The sequence below is a fragment of the Streptomyces sp. MGP-BFMKR1 genome, from assembly GCF_057766585.1.
Genome location: NZ_CM173408.1, coordinates 5824448 through 5840423 on the forward strand (window position 1 = coordinate 5824448; position 15976 = coordinate 5840423).

At 73.9% G+C, this 15976-nt stretch carries 14 protein-coding genes and 1 tRNA gene; 5 read left to right on the plus strand and 10 right to left on the minus strand.

Annotated features, from left to right (window positions below; translation table 11 throughout):
- Genes ehuD through ehuB form a run of 3 tightly spaced genes read right to left on the minus strand, consistent with a single transcriptional unit; the run spans position 1 to position 2320 of the window.
- A complete protein-coding gene (gene ehuD / locus AC3CHW_RS23095; RefSeq protein ID WP_398612041.1) occupies positions 1 to 651 on the minus strand; it encodes an ectoine/hydroxyectoine ABC transporter permease subunit EhuD in 651 nt (216 codons plus the stop codon).
- A complete protein-coding gene (gene ehuC / locus AC3CHW_RS23100; protein WP_488467715.1) occupies positions 648 to 1415 on the minus strand; it encodes an ectoine/hydroxyectoine ABC transporter permease subunit EhuC in 768 nt (255 codons plus the stop codon). The genes ehuD and ehuC overlap by 4 nt, the downstream gene beginning before the upstream one ends.
- Positions 1412 to 2320 carry an ectoine/hydroxyectoine ABC transporter substrate-binding protein EhuB gene (gene ehuB / locus AC3CHW_RS23105; protein ID WP_398612039.1) on the minus strand — a complete coding sequence of 303 codons (909 nt, stop codon included), beginning with the start codon at positions 2318 to 2320 and terminating at the stop codon, positions 1412 to 1414. The genes ehuC and ehuB overlap by 4 nt, the downstream gene beginning before the upstream one ends.
- 130 nt (positions 2321 to 2450) lie before the next feature.
- On the opposite strand from ehuB, the gene AC3CHW_RS23110 reads away from it, so the two are divergent.
- Positions 2451 to 2990 carry a DUF3830 family protein gene (locus AC3CHW_RS23110; protein ID WP_488467716.1) on the plus strand — a complete coding sequence of 180 codons (540 nt, stop codon included), beginning with the start codon at positions 2451 to 2453 and terminating at the stop codon, positions 2988 to 2990.
- 13 nt (positions 2991 to 3003) lie between these two features.
- On the opposite strand, the gene AC3CHW_RS23115 is transcribed toward AC3CHW_RS23110, so the two are convergent.
- Together AC3CHW_RS23115 and AC3CHW_RS23120 are read right to left on the minus strand one after the other, a co-directional pair.
- Positions 3004 to 4416, minus strand: coding sequence for an amidase (locus AC3CHW_RS23115; protein ID WP_488467717.1), 1413 nt, complete (start codon positions 4414 to 4416; stop codon positions 3004 to 3006).
- Positions 4417 to 4499: 83 nt separating this feature from the next.
- Entirely contained in the window at positions 4500 to 5444 is a 945-nt protein-coding gene (locus tag AC3CHW_RS23120) for a D-2-hydroxyacid dehydrogenase (RefSeq protein ID WP_488467718.1), read from the minus strand.
- A gap of 203 nt (positions 5445 to 5647) precedes the next feature.
- Here AC3CHW_RS23120 and AC3CHW_RS23125 point away from each other — a divergent pair, with 203 nt between their 5' ends.
- The 3 genes from AC3CHW_RS23125 (at position 5648) to AC3CHW_RS23135 (ending at position 8805) form a co-directional block, all read left to right on the plus strand.
- On the plus strand, positions 5648 to 6523 hold the full coding sequence (locus AC3CHW_RS23125) for a maleate cis-trans isomerase family protein (RefSeq protein ID WP_488467719.1): 876 nt from the start codon (positions 5648 to 5650) through the stop codon (positions 6521 to 6523).
- A 242-nt stretch (positions 6524 to 6765) separates the two neighbouring features.
- On the plus strand, positions 6766 to 7500 hold the full coding sequence (locus AC3CHW_RS23130) for a maleate cis-trans isomerase family protein (protein ID WP_488467720.1): 735 nt from the start codon (positions 6766 to 6768) through the stop codon (positions 7498 to 7500).
- A 213-nt stretch (positions 7501 to 7713) separates the two neighbouring features.
- Entirely contained in the window at positions 7714 to 8805 is a 1092-nt protein-coding gene (locus AC3CHW_RS23135) for an LLM class flavin-dependent oxidoreductase (RefSeq protein ID WP_488467721.1), read from the plus strand.
- 145 nt (positions 8806 to 8950) lie between these two features.
- On the opposite strand, the gene AC3CHW_RS23140 is transcribed toward AC3CHW_RS23135, so the two are convergent.
- A complete protein-coding gene (locus tag AC3CHW_RS23140) occupies positions 8951 to 10984 on the minus strand; it encodes a putative bifunctional diguanylate cyclase/phosphodiesterase (protein ID WP_488467722.1) in 2034 nt (677 codons plus the stop codon).
- Positions 10985 to 11405: 421 nt separating this feature from the next.
- On the opposite strand from AC3CHW_RS23140, the gene AC3CHW_RS23145 reads away from it, so the two are divergent.
- Positions 11406 to 12686, plus strand: coding sequence for a M6 family metalloprotease domain-containing protein (locus AC3CHW_RS23145; protein WP_488467723.1), 1281 nt, complete (start codon positions 11406 to 11408; stop codon positions 12684 to 12686).
- An 84-nt stretch (positions 12687 to 12770) separates the two neighbouring features.
- Here AC3CHW_RS23145 and AC3CHW_RS23150 read toward each other — a convergent pair.
- The 4 genes from AC3CHW_RS23150 to AC3CHW_RS23165 all read right to left on the minus strand — a co-directional run bounded on the left by AC3CHW_RS23150 (position 12771) and on the right by AC3CHW_RS23165 (position 15869).
- Positions 12771 to 12844 (minus strand) — tRNA-Lys (locus AC3CHW_RS23150).
- A 65-nt stretch (positions 12845 to 12909) separates the two neighbouring features.
- On the minus strand, positions 12910 to 13710 hold the full coding sequence (locus AC3CHW_RS23155; protein WP_488471141.1) for a bifunctional DNA primase/polymerase: 801 nt from the start codon (positions 13708 to 13710) through the stop codon (positions 12910 to 12912).
- A gap of 945 nt (positions 13711 to 14655) precedes the next feature.
- On the minus strand, positions 14656 to 15024 hold the full coding sequence (locus AC3CHW_RS23160) for a hypothetical protein (protein WP_187059542.1): 369 nt from the start codon (positions 15022 to 15024) through the stop codon (positions 14656 to 14658).
- A gap of 236 nt (positions 15025 to 15260) precedes the next feature.
- Entirely contained in the window at positions 15261 to 15869 is a 609-nt protein-coding gene (locus AC3CHW_RS23165; RefSeq protein WP_459249136.1) for a TetR/AcrR family transcriptional regulator, read from the minus strand.
- Between the last annotated feature and the right edge of the window lie 107 nt (positions 15870 to 15976).

Consider the following 15976-nt stretch of genomic DNA (forward strand, 5'->3'; position numbering starts at 1 on the left):
TCAGTGGCCAAGACGACGCTCCAGGGCTCGCATCAACAGGGATGCCGGGTACGAAATGAGGATGAAGGCGATGCCGACCATCGTGTAGGGCTCGATGTACTGGAACGAGGTCGCGCCCTCCGACCGGGCCTTCTGCAGCATGTCGGCGACGCCGATCAGCGCGATCATCGGGGAGTCCTTCAGCATCGCGATGACGTAGTTGCCCAGGGCCGGCACCACGCGGCGGATGGCCTGCGGCAGGATCACCACGAACCAGGTCCGCCCGCGCGCCATGTTCAGCGCGGTGGCCGCCTCCCACTGGCCGACCGGTACGCCGTCGATGCCGGCGCGGTAGACCTCGGCGACGTACGTCGAGTAGTGCAGGCCGAGCGCGATCACGCCCGTGGTGAGCGCGGAGAACTTGATGTCCCAGCTCGGCAGCACCCAGTAGAAGAAGAAGAGCTGCACCAGCAGCGGCGTGTTGCGGATGAACTCCACGAAGACGCCCACCGGCCAGCGCACGAAGCGCGTCGGCGAGCGCAGGGCCAGCGCCCACACCAGGCCGAGCGCGAAGGCGAGCACCGAGCCGAGCGCGGTGGCCTGCAACGTGATGAGCAGCCCGTCGAGCAGTTCGGGCAGGAAGTCCCTGGCGACGTCCCAGTTCCAGGTCACTTGGCACCTCCCGGAGTCAGGGCGTCAGCGGACTTCGGCATGGCGGAACGCTTCGCCGCGGCCTTGTCCGGCCCCTTCGTCAGCCTGGCCAGCAGGCCGTTGCCCGGCGGCGGCGCCTGCCCGATGCTCGCCTTGGCCTTGCGCTCAAGGAGTCGCATCGCCCGGGTGAGGAGGAAGGCGAGCACGAAGTACAGGACCAGGATGATCGAGTAGATCTCCAGGCTGTCGCCGGTCGCCAGGCGCGAGAGCTGGGCGGCGAAGGTGATGTCCGCGACGCTCACGGCCGACACCAGCGCGGTCGCCTTCAGCAGCTCGATCAGTAGGTTGTTGAACGGCGGGATCATCTCGGGGATGGCCTGCGGCAGCACCACCCGCCGCATCCGCTGCGCCGGCGAGAAGCTGAGCGCGATGGCCGCCTCACGCTGCGCCGGGGCCACCGCCGCCAGCGCGCCGCGCACGATCTCGGAGCCGTACGCCCCGTACGTAAGGCCCAGGGCCAGCACCGCGGCCCACATGGGGACGAGCTGGAACTCAAAGCCCAGCGGCATCACGAAGAACAACCAGAACATCAACACCAGGGCCGAGGTGCCGCGGAAGACCTCCACGTAGAAGCCGGTCAGGAAGCGGACGATCCACAGCCGCGAGGTGCGCGCGATGCCGACGCCGAAGGCCACCAGGGTGGCGAAGACCGCGCTGTAGAGCGTGAGCTGCACGGTGATCCAGATGCCGGGGAGGAGCCAGTGCTCCCACAGTCCCGCGGTCATGAACACAACTCCTTGGCCGTGAGATCGGTCATCTCCGTCTCGGTGAAGCCGAACGGCCGCATGATGCGCAGGAGTTCGCCGCTCTTCTTCATCTTGTGCAGCTCCACGTTGAAGGCGTCCCGGAGCTTGGTCTCCGCCGGGCGGAAGGCGAACCCGCCCGCGCCGATCGCCGGCTTGCCGTCGGCGTCCAGCGCCTGGAACGGCTCGGTCGCCTCGGCCTTGCGGCTGCCGCGCTGCTTGACCACGTTGTGCACGGTCACGGTGGTCCCGGCGAACACGTCCACGCGCCCCTGTTCCACCGCGAGCAGCCCCGCGAGCTGGTCGGGCAGCACGGTGATCTCCGAGCGCTTGACGCCCGCCGTGACCGCGTAGCCGATCTGGGCGTACGCGGTGCCGCTGGCCATCCGCGCGCCGGCGCGCACGATGTCCTTGTAGCTGTGCAGGTTCTTCGGATTGCCCTTGGCCACGATGAACGCGTCGAGCATCTTGTAGTCGGGATCGGAGAAGATCACCTGCTCGCAGCGGACCGGGTCGATGTACATGCCGGCCGAGACCACGTCGAACTGCTGAGAGCGCAACCCCGGAATGAGTGAGGAGAACTCCGTCGGTACCGGTTGCACGCTGCCGACCCCGAGCCGCTTGAAGATCACCTTGGCGATCTCCGGCGCCTCCCCCGTGAACTCCCCGTCCTTGTCGATGTACCCGAAGGGGATCTCCCCCGCGATCCCCAGCCGCACCGTGCCCTGCGTCTTGAGCCGGTCCAGCAGATTTCCCCCGTCCTTGGCGTCCGCGCTGGAGACTCGGCTACAGCCGGCCGCCCCCAGCAGCCCCAGAGCCGCGCCGCCCGCGAGCAGCGAGCGCCGTGCCAGCCCTTTTCCCTTGTCGTTCCCTCGTGGTCGAGCCATGGCCGCGCGGCTACCCGAGTTGGTTGAAGTTATGCCGATCGTTTCCAGCCCTTGACGTAGCCCGCGGGCAGGCCGTGACCTGGAGGGGCGCGGCACGATGGATTCCGGAAAGCGACGAGAGGAGCAGTCGGTGACCGACCGGTTCTTGGAGGTCTCACTCGACAGGCGCGGCGTGCGCTGCACGGCGAAGCTGCTCGACGACCGCGCCCCCCGCACCTGCGACGCCGTGTGGAACGCGCTCCCGCTGGGCGGCGACGTCTACCACGCGAAGTACGCGCGCAACGAGATCTACACGCTCGTGCCGCCGTTCGCCCCACAGGAGCCACCCCTGGAGAACCCGACCATCACCCCCATCCCCGGCGACCTGTGTTACTTCACGTTCACCGACACCCAGTTGGGCACCGCCTCCTACGGCTACGAGGCGGCGCGGGCGGCCACCGCGCGCGGCGCGGGCACCGATCCCGCGCCGGCGCGGCCCCTCCAGTCCCAAGTGGTCGACCTCGCGCTGTTCTACGAGCGCAACAACCTGCTGATCAACGGCGACGCCGGCTGGGTGCCCGGCATCGTCTGGGGCGCCGTGGTCGACGGGCTGGACCGCATGGCCGACGCCTGCCAGGACCTGTGGCGCGCCGGCGCGCTGGGGGAGACCCTCAGCTTCCGCCGCGCGTGACGGCCGGCACGGCTCACGCCCCGGCCCCCGGCGCCGGCGGCCGTACCGCGTCGGCGACGCCCGCCCCGTACAGCGCGTGCGCGGCGCGCAACACCAGCGCGTCCGCGTGCCGCGCCGCCACCAACTGCACGCCGATCGGCAACCCCCGGGAGGAGAGCCCGCACGGCACGGAGGCGGCCGGCTGCTGGGTGAGGTTGAACGGGTAGGTGAACGGCGTCCAGCCGGTCCACCGCTCAAGCCCCGATCCTGGCGGCACCTCGACGCCGGCGGCGAAGGCGGTGATCGGCAGCGTCGGGGTGACCAGCAGGTCGTAGCGGGTGTGGAAGCGGCCCATCGCGTGGCCGAGCGCCATCCGCGCGTCCACCGCCGCCAGGTAGTCGAGCGCGCTGTACGCCGCGCCCCGCTCGCACACCTCGCGCAGCCCCGGGTCGAGCAGCGCCCGCCGTTCCTCGTCCAGCGGCTGCACCACCCGCGCGGCCCCGCTGAACCACAGCACGTGGAACGCCTCCACCGGATCGGCGAACCCCGGCTCGGCCTCCTCGACCACGGCGCCCAGCTCGGCCAGCAGCTCCACCGCCCGCCGTACCGCCACGGCCACCTCCGGGTCCACCGAAACCCCGCCGAGCGTGGGGCTGTAGGCGACCCGCAACCCGGTCAGCGGCTCGTCGAGCCCGGCCCTGAACCCGTCGCCCGGCGCCCCGAGCTGCGACCAGTCCCGCCAGTCGGCGCCGCTGATCACGTCCATCAGCAGCGCCGCGTCGGCCGCGTCCCGGGTGATCGGGCCCACGTGCGACAGCGTTCCGAACGGGCTCGCCGGGTACAGCGGCACCCGCCCGTACGTCGGCTTCAGCGCGAAGGTGCCGCAGAACGCGGCCGGGATGCGCACCGAGCCGCCGCCGTCGGTGCCCAGGCTCAGCGGCCCGGCGCCCCAGGCCACCGCCGCCGCGCTGCCCCCGCTGGAGCCCCCGGAGGTGCGCGCGGGGTCGTACGGGTTGCCGGTGACGCCCTCGCGCGGCGAGTCGGTCACCCCCTTCCAGCCGAACTCGGGCGTGGTGGTCTTGCCGAGGAAGACCGCGCCGTGTTCGCGCAGCCGGGCCACCGCCGGCGCGTCCTCCGTCCACGGGCCCCGTTCGGAGAGGGTGAGCGAGCCGCGCAGCGTGGGCCCGCCGCGCAGCAGCAGGATGTCCTTGATCGACACCGGCACCCCGTCCAGCAGGCCCAGCGGTTCGCCGCGCGCCCACCGCGCGGCGGACTCGGCGGCCTCGCGCAGCGCCGTCTCGGCGTCCAGCCGGGTGAAGGCGCGCACCAGGGGCTGGATCCGTTCGGCCCGGGCCAGCGCGGCCCGGGTGGCCTCGACCGGCGACACGGTGCGCGCCGCGTAGCTCTCGACGAGTTGAACGGCTTTCAGGTCGCACAGATCGGTCATCCGGCCCCTCCGGGTTCACTCGGGCGATCGGTGGCGCCGGCCGGCCCACCGGGCGGTGGTGCGGTGACCTCGTGCGCGGTACCTCATCCGGGCACGTAGCCGAGCCGCTTGTCGACCACGTTGAACAGCGGCTCGCCCGCCGCCCACCGGTCGAAGTTGTCCTCGAACTGCCGGGCCAGGTCGTCGCGCCAGCCCACGGTGTCGCCGCTCATGTGCGGCGAGACCAGCAGCCCGGGCGTGTCCCACAGCGCGCTGTCCGACGCCAGCGGCTCCTGCTCGAACACGTCCAGGGCCGCCCCCGCGAGGCGCCGCTCCAGCAGCGCCGCGCGCAGCTCGTCGGTGACCACGAGCGGGCCACGGCCCACGTTGACGAAGTACGCCGAGGGCGCCATCCGGGCGAACGCCGCGCGGTCGAACATGCCGCGGGTCGCGGGGGTCAGCGGCGCGGCGCACACCACCCAGTCGGCGTCCGGCAACAGGTCGGGCAGCTCGTCCGCGCCCCGCACGCCCGCGCGCGCGGTGCGCCCCACCCACTCCACGCGCACGCCGAGCGCCCGCAGCAACTCGCCGATGGCCCGGCCGATCGGCCCGACCCCGACGACCACCGCGCGGGTGCCGGCCAGCCGCCGGGTCTCGCGGTGCCGCCAGCGGCGTTGGCGCTGGAGCTCCCAGGTGCCGGACAGGTCCTTGGCGAAGGCCAGCACGAGCGCGCCGACGTACTCGGCGATCGGCTGGTCGAAGACGCCGCGCGCGTTGGTCAGCACCGTCTCGGACTCGACCAGGCCGGGGAGGAGCAGTCGGTCGACGCCGGCGCTGGCCGTGTGCACCCACCCGGGCCTGGGCCCCGCACCCGGCCAGGCGTCGCGCAGCGCGTCGGACTGGAAGTCCCACACGAGCAGCACGTCGGCGCCCGGCAGCAGCGCGGGCAGCGACGCGGCGTCGCTGACCTGGACGCGGGCACGGCCGGCGAGCCGGTCGAGCCGTACGGGGGGAGTGTCGCCAAGGACCACGACGGTGTATTCAGGCATGGGCGGGAAACCGTTCCGAAACGTCGAGCGGGTAGGAAGTTCCTCGCGAGCGGTACGTCACCGTGGATATGAAGATTGACCACGCTAGGCAGCAGAAACTACCGTCGTCAACAACGGTTCCTTATCCCGACGTCCCGGCATTCACCGGCTCTCTTTCCCCTGGCCAATGGCCGCACCCCGGCGTTTCGTATGGGGGCTCGAAAATGGACGTCTCTTTTCTGGGTGGCCCGCGGCAACAGCGTGGCGTGGGTGTCGTCGCTCCGTTCGACTTCGCGCTGGATCGCGAACTGTGGCGCTGGGTTCCGGATGAGGTGTCGCTGCATCTGACCCGCACGCCGTTCGTCCCGGTCGAGGTGAGCCTCGACCTGGCGCGCGTCGTCAGCGAGCACGAGACGCTGCACGCGGCGGTGCGGGCGCTGTGCGCCGTCACGCCCGAGGTGGTGGCGTACGCGTGCGCGTCGGGCAGTTTCGTCGGGGGCGTGCCGGGCGAGCGGGCGATGTGCGCGGCGATGACCCAGGCCGGTGAGGTGCCGTCGCTGACCACGTCGGGCGCGCTGCTCGCGGCCCTTGACGAGCTGGACGCGCGGCGGATCGCCCTGGTCACGCCGTACACGAAGTCGGTCACCGACGCCCTGGAGGAGTACCTGGCGGCGGCCGAGATCGCCGTCGTGGGCCGCGCCTACCTGGGGTTGACCAGGGAGATCTGGCGGGTGCCCTACCGGGACGTGGTGGACATGGCGCGGCTGGCGGTGGTCGGCTCCGCCGACGCGCTGTTCATCAGTTGCACCAACCTCCCCACCTACGACGTGATTCCGCAGTTGGAGGCGGAGTTGCGGATGCCGGTGCTGTCCGCGAACCAGGTGACGATGTGGTCGGCGCTGCGGACGATGGGCGCCCGGGCCGTCGGCCCCTACCAGGCGCTGGTCGACCCCGCCGCGCGCTCGGGCCCGGTCGCGCTGCCGCCCGACCCGCCGCCGGAGGAGGCGTACGCCGGCTCGTCCGGCGCCCCGGAGCCGGACCTCCCGGACCGCCTCGATCCGCCGCCCTCCCCGGACGAGTACGGCGGCCCGACCAGCTAGCCGACGGGGCGGGCAGAGAGGCCGCCGCCCAGCGCGGACGGGTTCCGTTTCCGGGCCGCGTCGGCCCTGAAGCGGAACGCGGGGGCGGGGCGAATTGGCGGGAAGGAAACAGCGGCCCGCGTGCGCTCGGAAGGGGCCGAACGACGTCATGGTCGGCTCCCGGGCGCGGGGCGTCGAATAGCGGACACGGAACAGTGTGGCGTGGCCCGGTGAGAGAACAGCGATCGATCAGGAGGTGGCGCGTGGCGACGGTCGGATTTCTTTACCCCGGATACTCGGCGGAGGACGACTATCCGCGTCTGGAGAAGCTGCTCGGCGGTGATATACGACTGCCGTTGGTCCATACCGATATCGGCGAGGACGCGCACCGGGTGGACGCCCTGGTGGAAATGGGCTCGGCGGCCAGGCTCGCGGCCGGGGTGGGGGAGTTGCGCCGGCGCGGCGCGGAGGCGGTCGTGTGGGCCTGCACCAGCGCCAGCTTCGTCTTCGGCTGGGAGGGCGCCGGCGCGCAGGTGCGCGAGCTGGCGGCCACCGCCGGCACCCCGGCGTCCAGCACGTCCTTCGCCTTCGCCCGCGCGGCGCGCGCCATCGGCGCCGAGCGGGTGGCCGTGGCCGCCACGTACCCGCGGGATGTCGCCGACCGCTTCACGGCCTTCCTCAAGGCGGCCGGCATCGAGGTGGTCCGGGCGCGCGCCAGCGGCGTCATCACCGCGGCCGAGGTCGGCACCTGGGGCGAGGCGGAGGTGCTGGGCCTGGCGCGCGCCGGCGACCACCCGGGGGCGCGGGCGGTGCTGCTGCCGGACACCGCCCTGCACACCGCGGCCCACCTGTCCGCCCTGGAGGCCGCCGTCGGCAAGCCCGTACTGACCGCCAACCAGGTCACCGTCTGGGAGGGCCTGCGCCTCCTCGGCCGCACGGTGACCCGCCCCGGGCTCGGCCGACTGTTCGCGGCGGAGACCGAGCGCCCGGCCGCGTGAGGCGTAACAGGCGCTCGCCGTAGGGTAGTTGGGCGCGATCGGCGGCGGGCGCGAGGGTCGTACCGGGTCCGTTGCCGTGGTCCGTGCCGTGGTTCGTACCGTGGCCCGTACGAGGAGACCCGCGAGGTCGCGTGGCAGACCCCGGGAATAACCGGATGCCATCTCCGGTTACGGTCTTCTGCTACGTACGCGATCTCAGGAGGCACGACGCCGGTGGACACGATTCGAGGAACGGCGAGCGGCACCGCACCCGTACCGCTCTCCGTGCTGGACCTGGCGACCGTCGGCAGCGGGCTGACCGCGAGCGACGCGCTGCGCACCTCCGTGGAGCTGGTCCAGCTCGCCGAGCGGCGCGGCTTCCACCGGTTCTGGGTGGCCGAGCACCACTCGATGCCGGGCGTCGCCAGCTCGTCGCCCGCGGTCATCCTCGCCCACCTCGCCGCCCACACCGACCGCATCCGGCTCGGCTCCGGCGGCGTCATGCTGCCCAACCACGCGCCGCTGGTCATCGCCGAGCAGTTCGGCACCCTGGAGGCGATGGCGCCGGGCCGGGTCGACCTCGGGCTCGGACGCGCGCCCGGCACCGACGGGGCGACCGCCGCCGCGCTGCGCCGCTCGGACCGGCTGAACGAGGGCGCCGACGAGTTCCCCCGCCAGCTCGCCGAGCTGACCAGGTTCCTGGACGCGGACTTCCCCGACGGCCACCGGTACGCGCGCATCCACGCCATCCCCGGGCCCATCCAGGGCAGCGTCCCCGGCGGCGTGCAGTCCGCCGACCGGCCCGCGATCTGGCTGCTCGGCTCCAGCGGCTTCAGCGCCCAGCTCGCCGGCGCGCTCGGGCTGCCGTTCTCCTTCGCGCACCACTTCTCGGCGGCCAACACCATCCCCGCGCTCGACCTCTACCGCTCCTCGTTCCGCCCGTCGGCCGTGCTGGACGCCCCGTACGCGTCCATCGGGGTCGGCGCGCTGGCCGCCGATGACGAGCGGGAGGCCCGCCGCCAGGTCATGACCGGCGCCCTGTCCATGATCCGACTGCGGCTCGGCCGGCCGGGCCTGATCCCGACGCCGGAGGAGGCCGAGGAGTACGCGTTCGCCCCGGCCGAGCGGGAGTTCGTGGACAGCCACGTCGCCAACGTGGTGCACGGGACGCCGGACGCCGTGCGCGACGGCCTCGACCAGTTGGTCAAGCGCACCGGCGCGGACGAGCTGGTGATCACGGCGAACGTGCACAGCCCGCGGGCCAGGCTGCGCTCGTACGAGCTGATCGCCGACGCGTACGGCCTGCCGGCGCCGACCACGCCCTGACCACGGGCCGCCGCCGCGACCCCCGTCGTACGGGTCCCGCCCCGGCCGGGCGCGGGGCCCGGGGCGGGGCGCGCCGCGCTACAGGGACGCGCCGGCCGGCGGGCGCGGCTCAGCCCTCCGCTCGGCCCTCGGCCGTGCCCTCCGCTCAGCCCTCCGCCCGGCCCTCGGCCGTGCCCTCCTCGCGGAGCAGGGCCGAGATCTGCTCGGGCGACACGGGGCGGGAGAAGAACCAGCCCTGCCCGGTGTCGCAGCCGATGCGCCCGAGCCGCTCGGCCTGCTCCGCGCTCTCCACGCACTCGGCGGTCACCGTGAGCCCGAGCCGGTGCGCGAGCTGCACCAACGCCTCGACGATCGTCTCGTCGGCCGGGTTCGGGTGCTCCTCGGCGCGGAAGCCACGGACGAACGAGCCGTCCAGCTTCAGCGAGGAGACCGGCAACCGGCTCAGATAGGCCAGGTTGGAGTAGCCGGTGCCGAAGTCGTCGATGGCGATGGTCACGCCCATGTCGCTGAGCTGCTGCAACGCCTGCAACGGGCGGCCGGCCGAGCCCATCACGGCCGACTCGGTGAGCTCCAGTTGCAGCAGCTCGGCCGGCAGCCCCGTCTCCGCGAGGGTCGCCGCCACGTCCGCGACCAGGTCCGAGTCCCACACCTGCCGCACCGCCACGTTCACGCTGACCCGCAACGGCCGGGTGGGGTGGGCCACCTGCCAGTGCCTGGCCTGCCAGCACGCGGTGCGCAACACCCAGCGGCCCAGCGGCACGATGGCGCCGTTTTCCTCCGCCAATCCGATGAACCGATTCGGCGCCAGCAGCCCGAACTGCGGGTGCCGCCACCGCACCAGCGCCTCCGCGCCGCGCACCACGCCGTCCTCCAGACCGACGAGCGGCTGGTACTCCAGCATGAACTCGCCCCGCTCGACGGCCTGCCGCAGCGTGCTGGAGAGCGCCTGACGGGTCATCCGGTGCGCGTTGCGCTCCGGGTCGAAGAGCGCCCACCGGGCCTTGCCGTCCGCCTTCGCCCAGTACAGCGTGGTGTCGGCGGCCTGCATCAGGGCGGTGGTGTGCGTTTCGGCGGCCAGCCGCTCCACGACCCCGATGCTCGCCGAGACCGTCAGCCGGTGCCCGGCCACGTCGAACGGCCGCTGGAGGGCGACGAGCAGCGCGTGGGCCAACTCGGTGAGCTGGTCGGTGCCGGTCGAGTCGGTCACCAGGAGCGCGAACTCGTCGCCGCCGAGCCGGGCCACCAGGTGCCCGTCGGGCGCGGCGCACTCGGCCAGCCGCTGCCCGACCGCGCCGAGCAACTCGTCCCCGACCCGGTGCCCTAGCGTGTCGTTGATCGCCTTGAAGCCGTCGAGGTCGAGGTAGCACAGCCCGACCCGGCCACTGCGCCGCCTGCCCGTCGCCGCCATCCCGGCCCCGCCACCGCGCTGGGCGTCACCACCGCGCTGCGGGCCCGGCTCGCCACCGCCGCCGGAGATGCCACCGGCCGTGTGCCCGGCCCCCGTGCGCGCCGCGTCCCCGTCGCCGTGCGGCGCGGCCGGCCCGCCCGACGGATGCGGGACCTGGGCCGCCCCGGGCGCCACCGTGGCCGACTCCAGCGCGCTGGCCAGCCGCTCGAAGAACAGGCTCCGGTTGGGCAGCCGGGTCACCGGGTCGTGCATCTGGAGGTGGCGCAGCCGGGCCTGGAGGTCGTGTTGCTCGCTCACGTCCACGATGGTCAGCAGCACCGCCCGCCGCTCCGCCGGCCCCTCCGGGTGCTGGTCGCACCGGTCGGCCCGGGCGGCGGCCCGCCGGTCGGCGCGCCGCCGGCGGCGCCGGTCCGCGGGCAGCGCGGCCGTCAGGTCGGCGGCCAGGTCGACGTCCCCGGCCAGCGGGACCACGGTGACCTCGACCCAGCGGGCGCGCCCGTCGTGCTCCCGCAGCCGTCGCGTGCAGCGCAGCCGGTCGTGTCGCCCGCACAGCACCTCGCCGTAGGCGGACCACAGCCGCGGGTCCTCGCGCAGGTCGGCGAGGTCGGCGGCGTTGGCGCCGCGCAACCGCTCGGGGTCGGCGCCGAGCAGCGCTCCGAGAGCCGCGTTCGCGGCGTGCACCACCCCCTCGTGGTCGACGACAGCCATCGCCACATGCGCGGCATGAAAGGCGGCGCGGTACTCACTCAGTGGTGCGTTACGTTCCGTCATCGTCGGCAGGGTCGCGCTAGGCGCGCCGCTGTGGCCGTCGAGAGATCCGCTCACCGCTCGCTCCCGCAAAGCGCTCGTCTCGTACAGGGTGTGGGTCAGTCGCATACCGGGCGGCGGGCAGCCAGGGCAGGCGGCCCGGGGAGGGAATTCGCGCTGGAAATGTGGCGATCATAGAGGTTTGCTCTTCGGCCGTTCCAGCGACGCCGCCGCGATCATCGGCGTCACCTTGGGGCCCGGGTAAGAGAATGATTGCTTTTGGCGGACCGTGCACGATCCCAGCTTTCAATTGACCGGCTGTGACTTTCTGTTACATACCCGCCAGGTCGGCTTGTCACTCGACTGGTTGAGTGGAACAGGGCGTACCCCGACAAACCCGCACAAGGTGGTTGAGGTGTCCTCTCGTCCACCCGGGGAGGTCGTTGTGGCGCGTTCGCGTGCACCCGCCAGGGCCGGGCCCCTGCGCCGCGCGGCGGCGGTGCTGACCTCGTTGAGCGCGGTCATCGCCACCACCGTGGTCACCGGCCCCGCGGTCGCGGTCGGCCCTGGCGGGCCGTGCGCGCTGGAGCGCACCGGGGCGCACCACTCCGAGGGCCTGGACACCTGGAACCCGGAGTATCCCCGCCCGCTCGGCACCCTCGACGCCGCGATGATCTTCCTGTCCTTCCCCGACGCACGCCCCACCCTCACTCCAACCGCGCTGGCCGCCGACCACTTCCCGGGTACCGCGCAGTTCTTCGCGCGCGCCTCGTACGGGAAGTTCGACCTGCGGGTCCACCCCATGCGGCGCTGGCTGGCCATGCCGGCCCCCTCCACCACGTACGCCATCCAGCGCGACTGGGAGAGCGACCGGCGCGCCGCCTACCTGCGCGACGCGCTGGCCACCGCCGATCCCGCCGTCGACTTCAGCCGGTACGACCTGGTCTACCTGGTCGCCGACCCGGGCGCGCCGGGCGTGGACGCGGACGCCACCAAGGTCGTCAACCTCGACCGGCCGCTGACCGTGGACGGCACCAAGCTGCGCCGCCTGGTCACCGTCTTCGAGCAGCACCCGCCCGACCACAACGTCCTGGCCCACGAGACCGGCCACGTCTTCGACCTGCCCGACCTCTACCACCGCCCCAGCGACGGCAAGGGCGACTGGGACACCCACGTCGGCGACTGGGACCTGATGGGCAGCCAGTTCGGCATGGCGCCCGAGCCGTTCGGCTGGCACAAGTGGAAGCTGGGCTGGCTCGGCGGGCGCGAGGTCGTGTGCGTCCACCGCCCCGGCACCACCCTGCACACCCTCGACCCGCTCGGCGCCCCGCGCACCCCCGGCGCCCCGGGCCACCCGCGCGTGGTGGTGGTGCGCACCGGCCCGGAGAGCGCGCTGGTCATCGAGGCGCGCGGGGCGTACGGCAACGACGCGGGCACCTGCTCCGAGGGCGTGCTGATCTACCGGGTGCGCAGCGGGACCGCCTCCGCCGAAGGCCCGGTCAAGGTCATCGACGGGCACCCGGACGCCGGGGCCTGCGAGAGCGCCTCGGTCTACCCGGACCTCGCGGACGCGCCGCTCGACGTCGGCGAGAGCTACGCCGCGCCCGAGGACGGCGTTCGGGTCAGCGTCGAGGACGCCACCGTCGCCGACGCGTACACCGAGGGCGGCCCCGAGGGGCGGGGCGCCACCTGGACGGTGAAGGTCACCCACGACCCCGGGGGCTGACCCGGGCCTGCGGCGCGCGAGGGACCGTGCCCGCCGGGCATGGCGAAGGGCCCCCGTACCGAAGTACGAGGGCCCTTCCTCAGGTGCGCCGCCAGGGACTCGAACCCCGGACCCGCTGATTAAGAGTCAGCTGCTCTAACCAACTGAGCTAGCGGCGCTCGCTGACGTGGAAAACCTTAACACCAGGGTCCGGCGGAATGAAAATCGGTTACGCCCGCCGTGATCAGCCGCGTCCGGACGGGCTCGCCCTGGTCACGGGCGTGTCGGCCCGCGCGCCGCGCGCCTGCCCACGGGCCGCGCGCACGCACGCCCACAGCAGCACGTCGGGGCCGGGCAGCCACGGGTGCCGCACGTCGGGCGCCACCAGCCAGCGCGACCCGCCGCCCGCTCCGGCGGCCCGCCGCCCGGCGTCCGCCCCACCCGCCGCCGACGCCACGGAGGCCAGGGCGCCCGCGTCCGGATCGGCCGCCCCGGCGTACGAACCCACCTCCCGCGCCCCGTACGCCCCGGCCGCGTACGCCGCCTCCTCGTACGCCCCCTCCCGGTACGGCCCGTCCTCGGCCCCCGGGCGCCGCGCGAGGAACGGGTCGGCGAACGGGTCGGCCGCCTCCGGAAGGTCCCCGAACCCGGCCGGCTCGGGCGCGCGCAGCGGCGGGATGGTCACCGCGTCGCCGGCGCCGTGACACAGCAGCGGCGGCACCACCCCCGCGCCCCACTCCTCCCAGCTCAGCAGGGACGGCAGCCGCTGAGCCACGCCGGGCCTGGTGAACAGCAGCACCCGCCCGCGCTGCACCGCCACCGGCCCCGACCCCGGCCCCTCGCCCCAGAGCCGATCGACCATCCGCCGCCCGAACAGGGCGGGCGCGCTGACGACGTCGAACGCGATGCCGCACGGCAGCACGCTGGGCGCGGTCGGCCGGGCCGCCCACAGCGCGTGCACGCTCCGCGGGAATGCGCTCGCCGACGCGAGCCAGTCCGCCCCGGCGGGCGTCACCGAGGCCGCCCCGTACCGCGCCTCACCCACCGGCCCGCGCCGCTCCCGGGCCACGGGACGCGGCGCGTCGGGCCGGGCGGGGGCGTCCGGGCGGCCGGCGCGCGCGGCCTCGGCCACGGTCGGCGCCACGCGCCGCGGGCCGCCGCCGGGGGCGGTCACGCGGGACCGCACGGGGAGGCGCGCGCCGGGCTGCTCCGCCGGGTACTGCCGCACGTCGGGCTGCTGCGCCTCGGGCTGCCACGCGTCGGGCTGCCGCGCCTCGGGCCGCTGTGCGCCGGACCGTGCCGCCGCGGGTCGCTGTGCCGGTTGGGGCTGCGGGGCGGGGCGGGCGGCGGGCCGCGCGGGCGGCCTCGGGACGGGCCTCGGAGCGATCTTCGGAGCGGGCCGCGGGGTGGGTTCCGGAGCTGGCTTCGGGGCGGTCCGGGTGGCGGCCCGCGCGGGGGGCTGGGTGGCGGTGGCGGTGGTGGTCTCGTCGGCGGAGCGCTGCGCGCTGTCGCTGGTGGGGATGGGGGTGGTGGCCGGGGCGGCGGTGTGGGGTTGACCAGTGCGCGGGTCGGTGTCGGGTCGGCCCGGGTGGCCGGTGCGCTCCGTTCGGGGGGCGTCGCCGGGCGGTACGTCCTCGCCGCCGGCGCCGCTTCCGGCCCCGTTCCGGGCGCCGCTCCCCGCCCCGCTGCGCGTGGCCCGCCCGGCCTCGCACCTCCGGGGCCGTCGCGTCTCGCTGCCGTGCCTGCCGCCGCTATGCGCGCTGTCGCTGGTACTGGTCATGGCGGACATACTTACCGGGCGTTCAGTTTCCGTTTTGGGTGAATTCCGGAAACCAGGACAGGGCGGGGCAGTACGGAGTATCTTGCGCCCCCGACTACCTGGCGGGCATGTGCCACTGGTGCATTCGAAACGGTGTCCGATCCGGCGAGGCCGGGGCCGGACGGCGCCGGACCCGGGCCGCCGCGGCGAGGAGCGGCCCGCCGGTCCCGGTCACGCCTCCGTGATGGTGCCGGCGCGCATCAGCTCGCGGCCGTACTCGACCATCTTCCGCGCGTAGTCCTCGGTCCAGTCCGCCCGTTCGGCGATCATGGCCGTCGAGAGCCGGTCGAACCGCTGGGGGTCGGCGAGTTGAGCCGCCGCCACCGCCTGGAACTCGGTGGCCCGGTCCGCCGCCGCCCGGAACGCGAGGGTCAGCTCGGTCGAGCGGGCCAACAGCTCGCGCGGGTCCTCTATCGACTCCAGGTCGAAGAAGTGCTCGGGGTCCGCGGTGGCCTCGGAGGGCTCGAAGAGCAGCGGTGCGGGTTTGAGGCGCCGCCCCGGGCTGGTGCGCGGGTTGGTAGCCGAATGCGGCTCGGACATGTATCTACCTCCAGCGTTGAGTGCCGCGTTCCATTGTCCTGCCCCGCGCAAGAGCGCTCCGGCCCGGCGTACGGGCACGGCGTGCCGGCCCCGCGTACGGGGAGCGGGTGCGGCGATGGCCTGCGGAGAGGCGTACGGGTGTGGTGGGTGGGGCTGGCGTGTGGGCGCGGCTCAGGGCGGGCCGTGGCCCCGGCTCAGGGCGGGGTCACGCGGGTGTTGCCCAGGGGGCGGGGTGCTCACTCGGCGGCGGGGCGGGCCGGGCCGCCGCCGCGCAGGTGGGAGATGAGCGCGTCGAGGACCGCCTCCAGGTGGAAGGTGTCCCCGGTCGAGCGGAGCACGATCACGCCGCCCTGGGTGCCGGCCACGAAGGCCGCGGCCGTGCGGTCCGCGTCCACGTGCGGGCCCACCTCGCCGTTCTCCTGCATGGCGAGGATGCCCCGCCGCAGGTGTTCCTGCCACCGCCGCAACAGCGACGCGGTCACGTCGGCGGCCCCCGGCACGGTGCTGACCTGGCCGATCAGCGCGGCGAGCGGACAGCGCGGGCCCTGGGCGCGGTACCGCCCGATGACCACCCGCCGCCACTGCTCCCACGCGTCCCACGAGTCGAGCGAGCCCAGGAAGGGCTGTTGGTCGGCCAGCACCCGGTCGGACTCGTACTGGGCCACCGCGAGCAGCAACTCCTCCTTACCGTTCGGGAAGTAGTGGAAGAGCTGGCTCTTGCTGGTGCTGGTGGCCGCGCGGATGTCGTCGAGCGTGACGTTGCCCGGATCGTCGCCGCGCAGATAGCCGGCGGCGCCCTCGATGATGCGCTGCCGGGTCGCCCGCCCCTTGGCCGTGAACGCCATGCCGCGCAGCCTACGACGCGGTGGATCAAGCGGTCCACGACGGGACGGCTCGTGACCGGATGGCGAGACGGCGCCGGGCCGTGACCGGTTTCGGGAGGGGGCGGTTT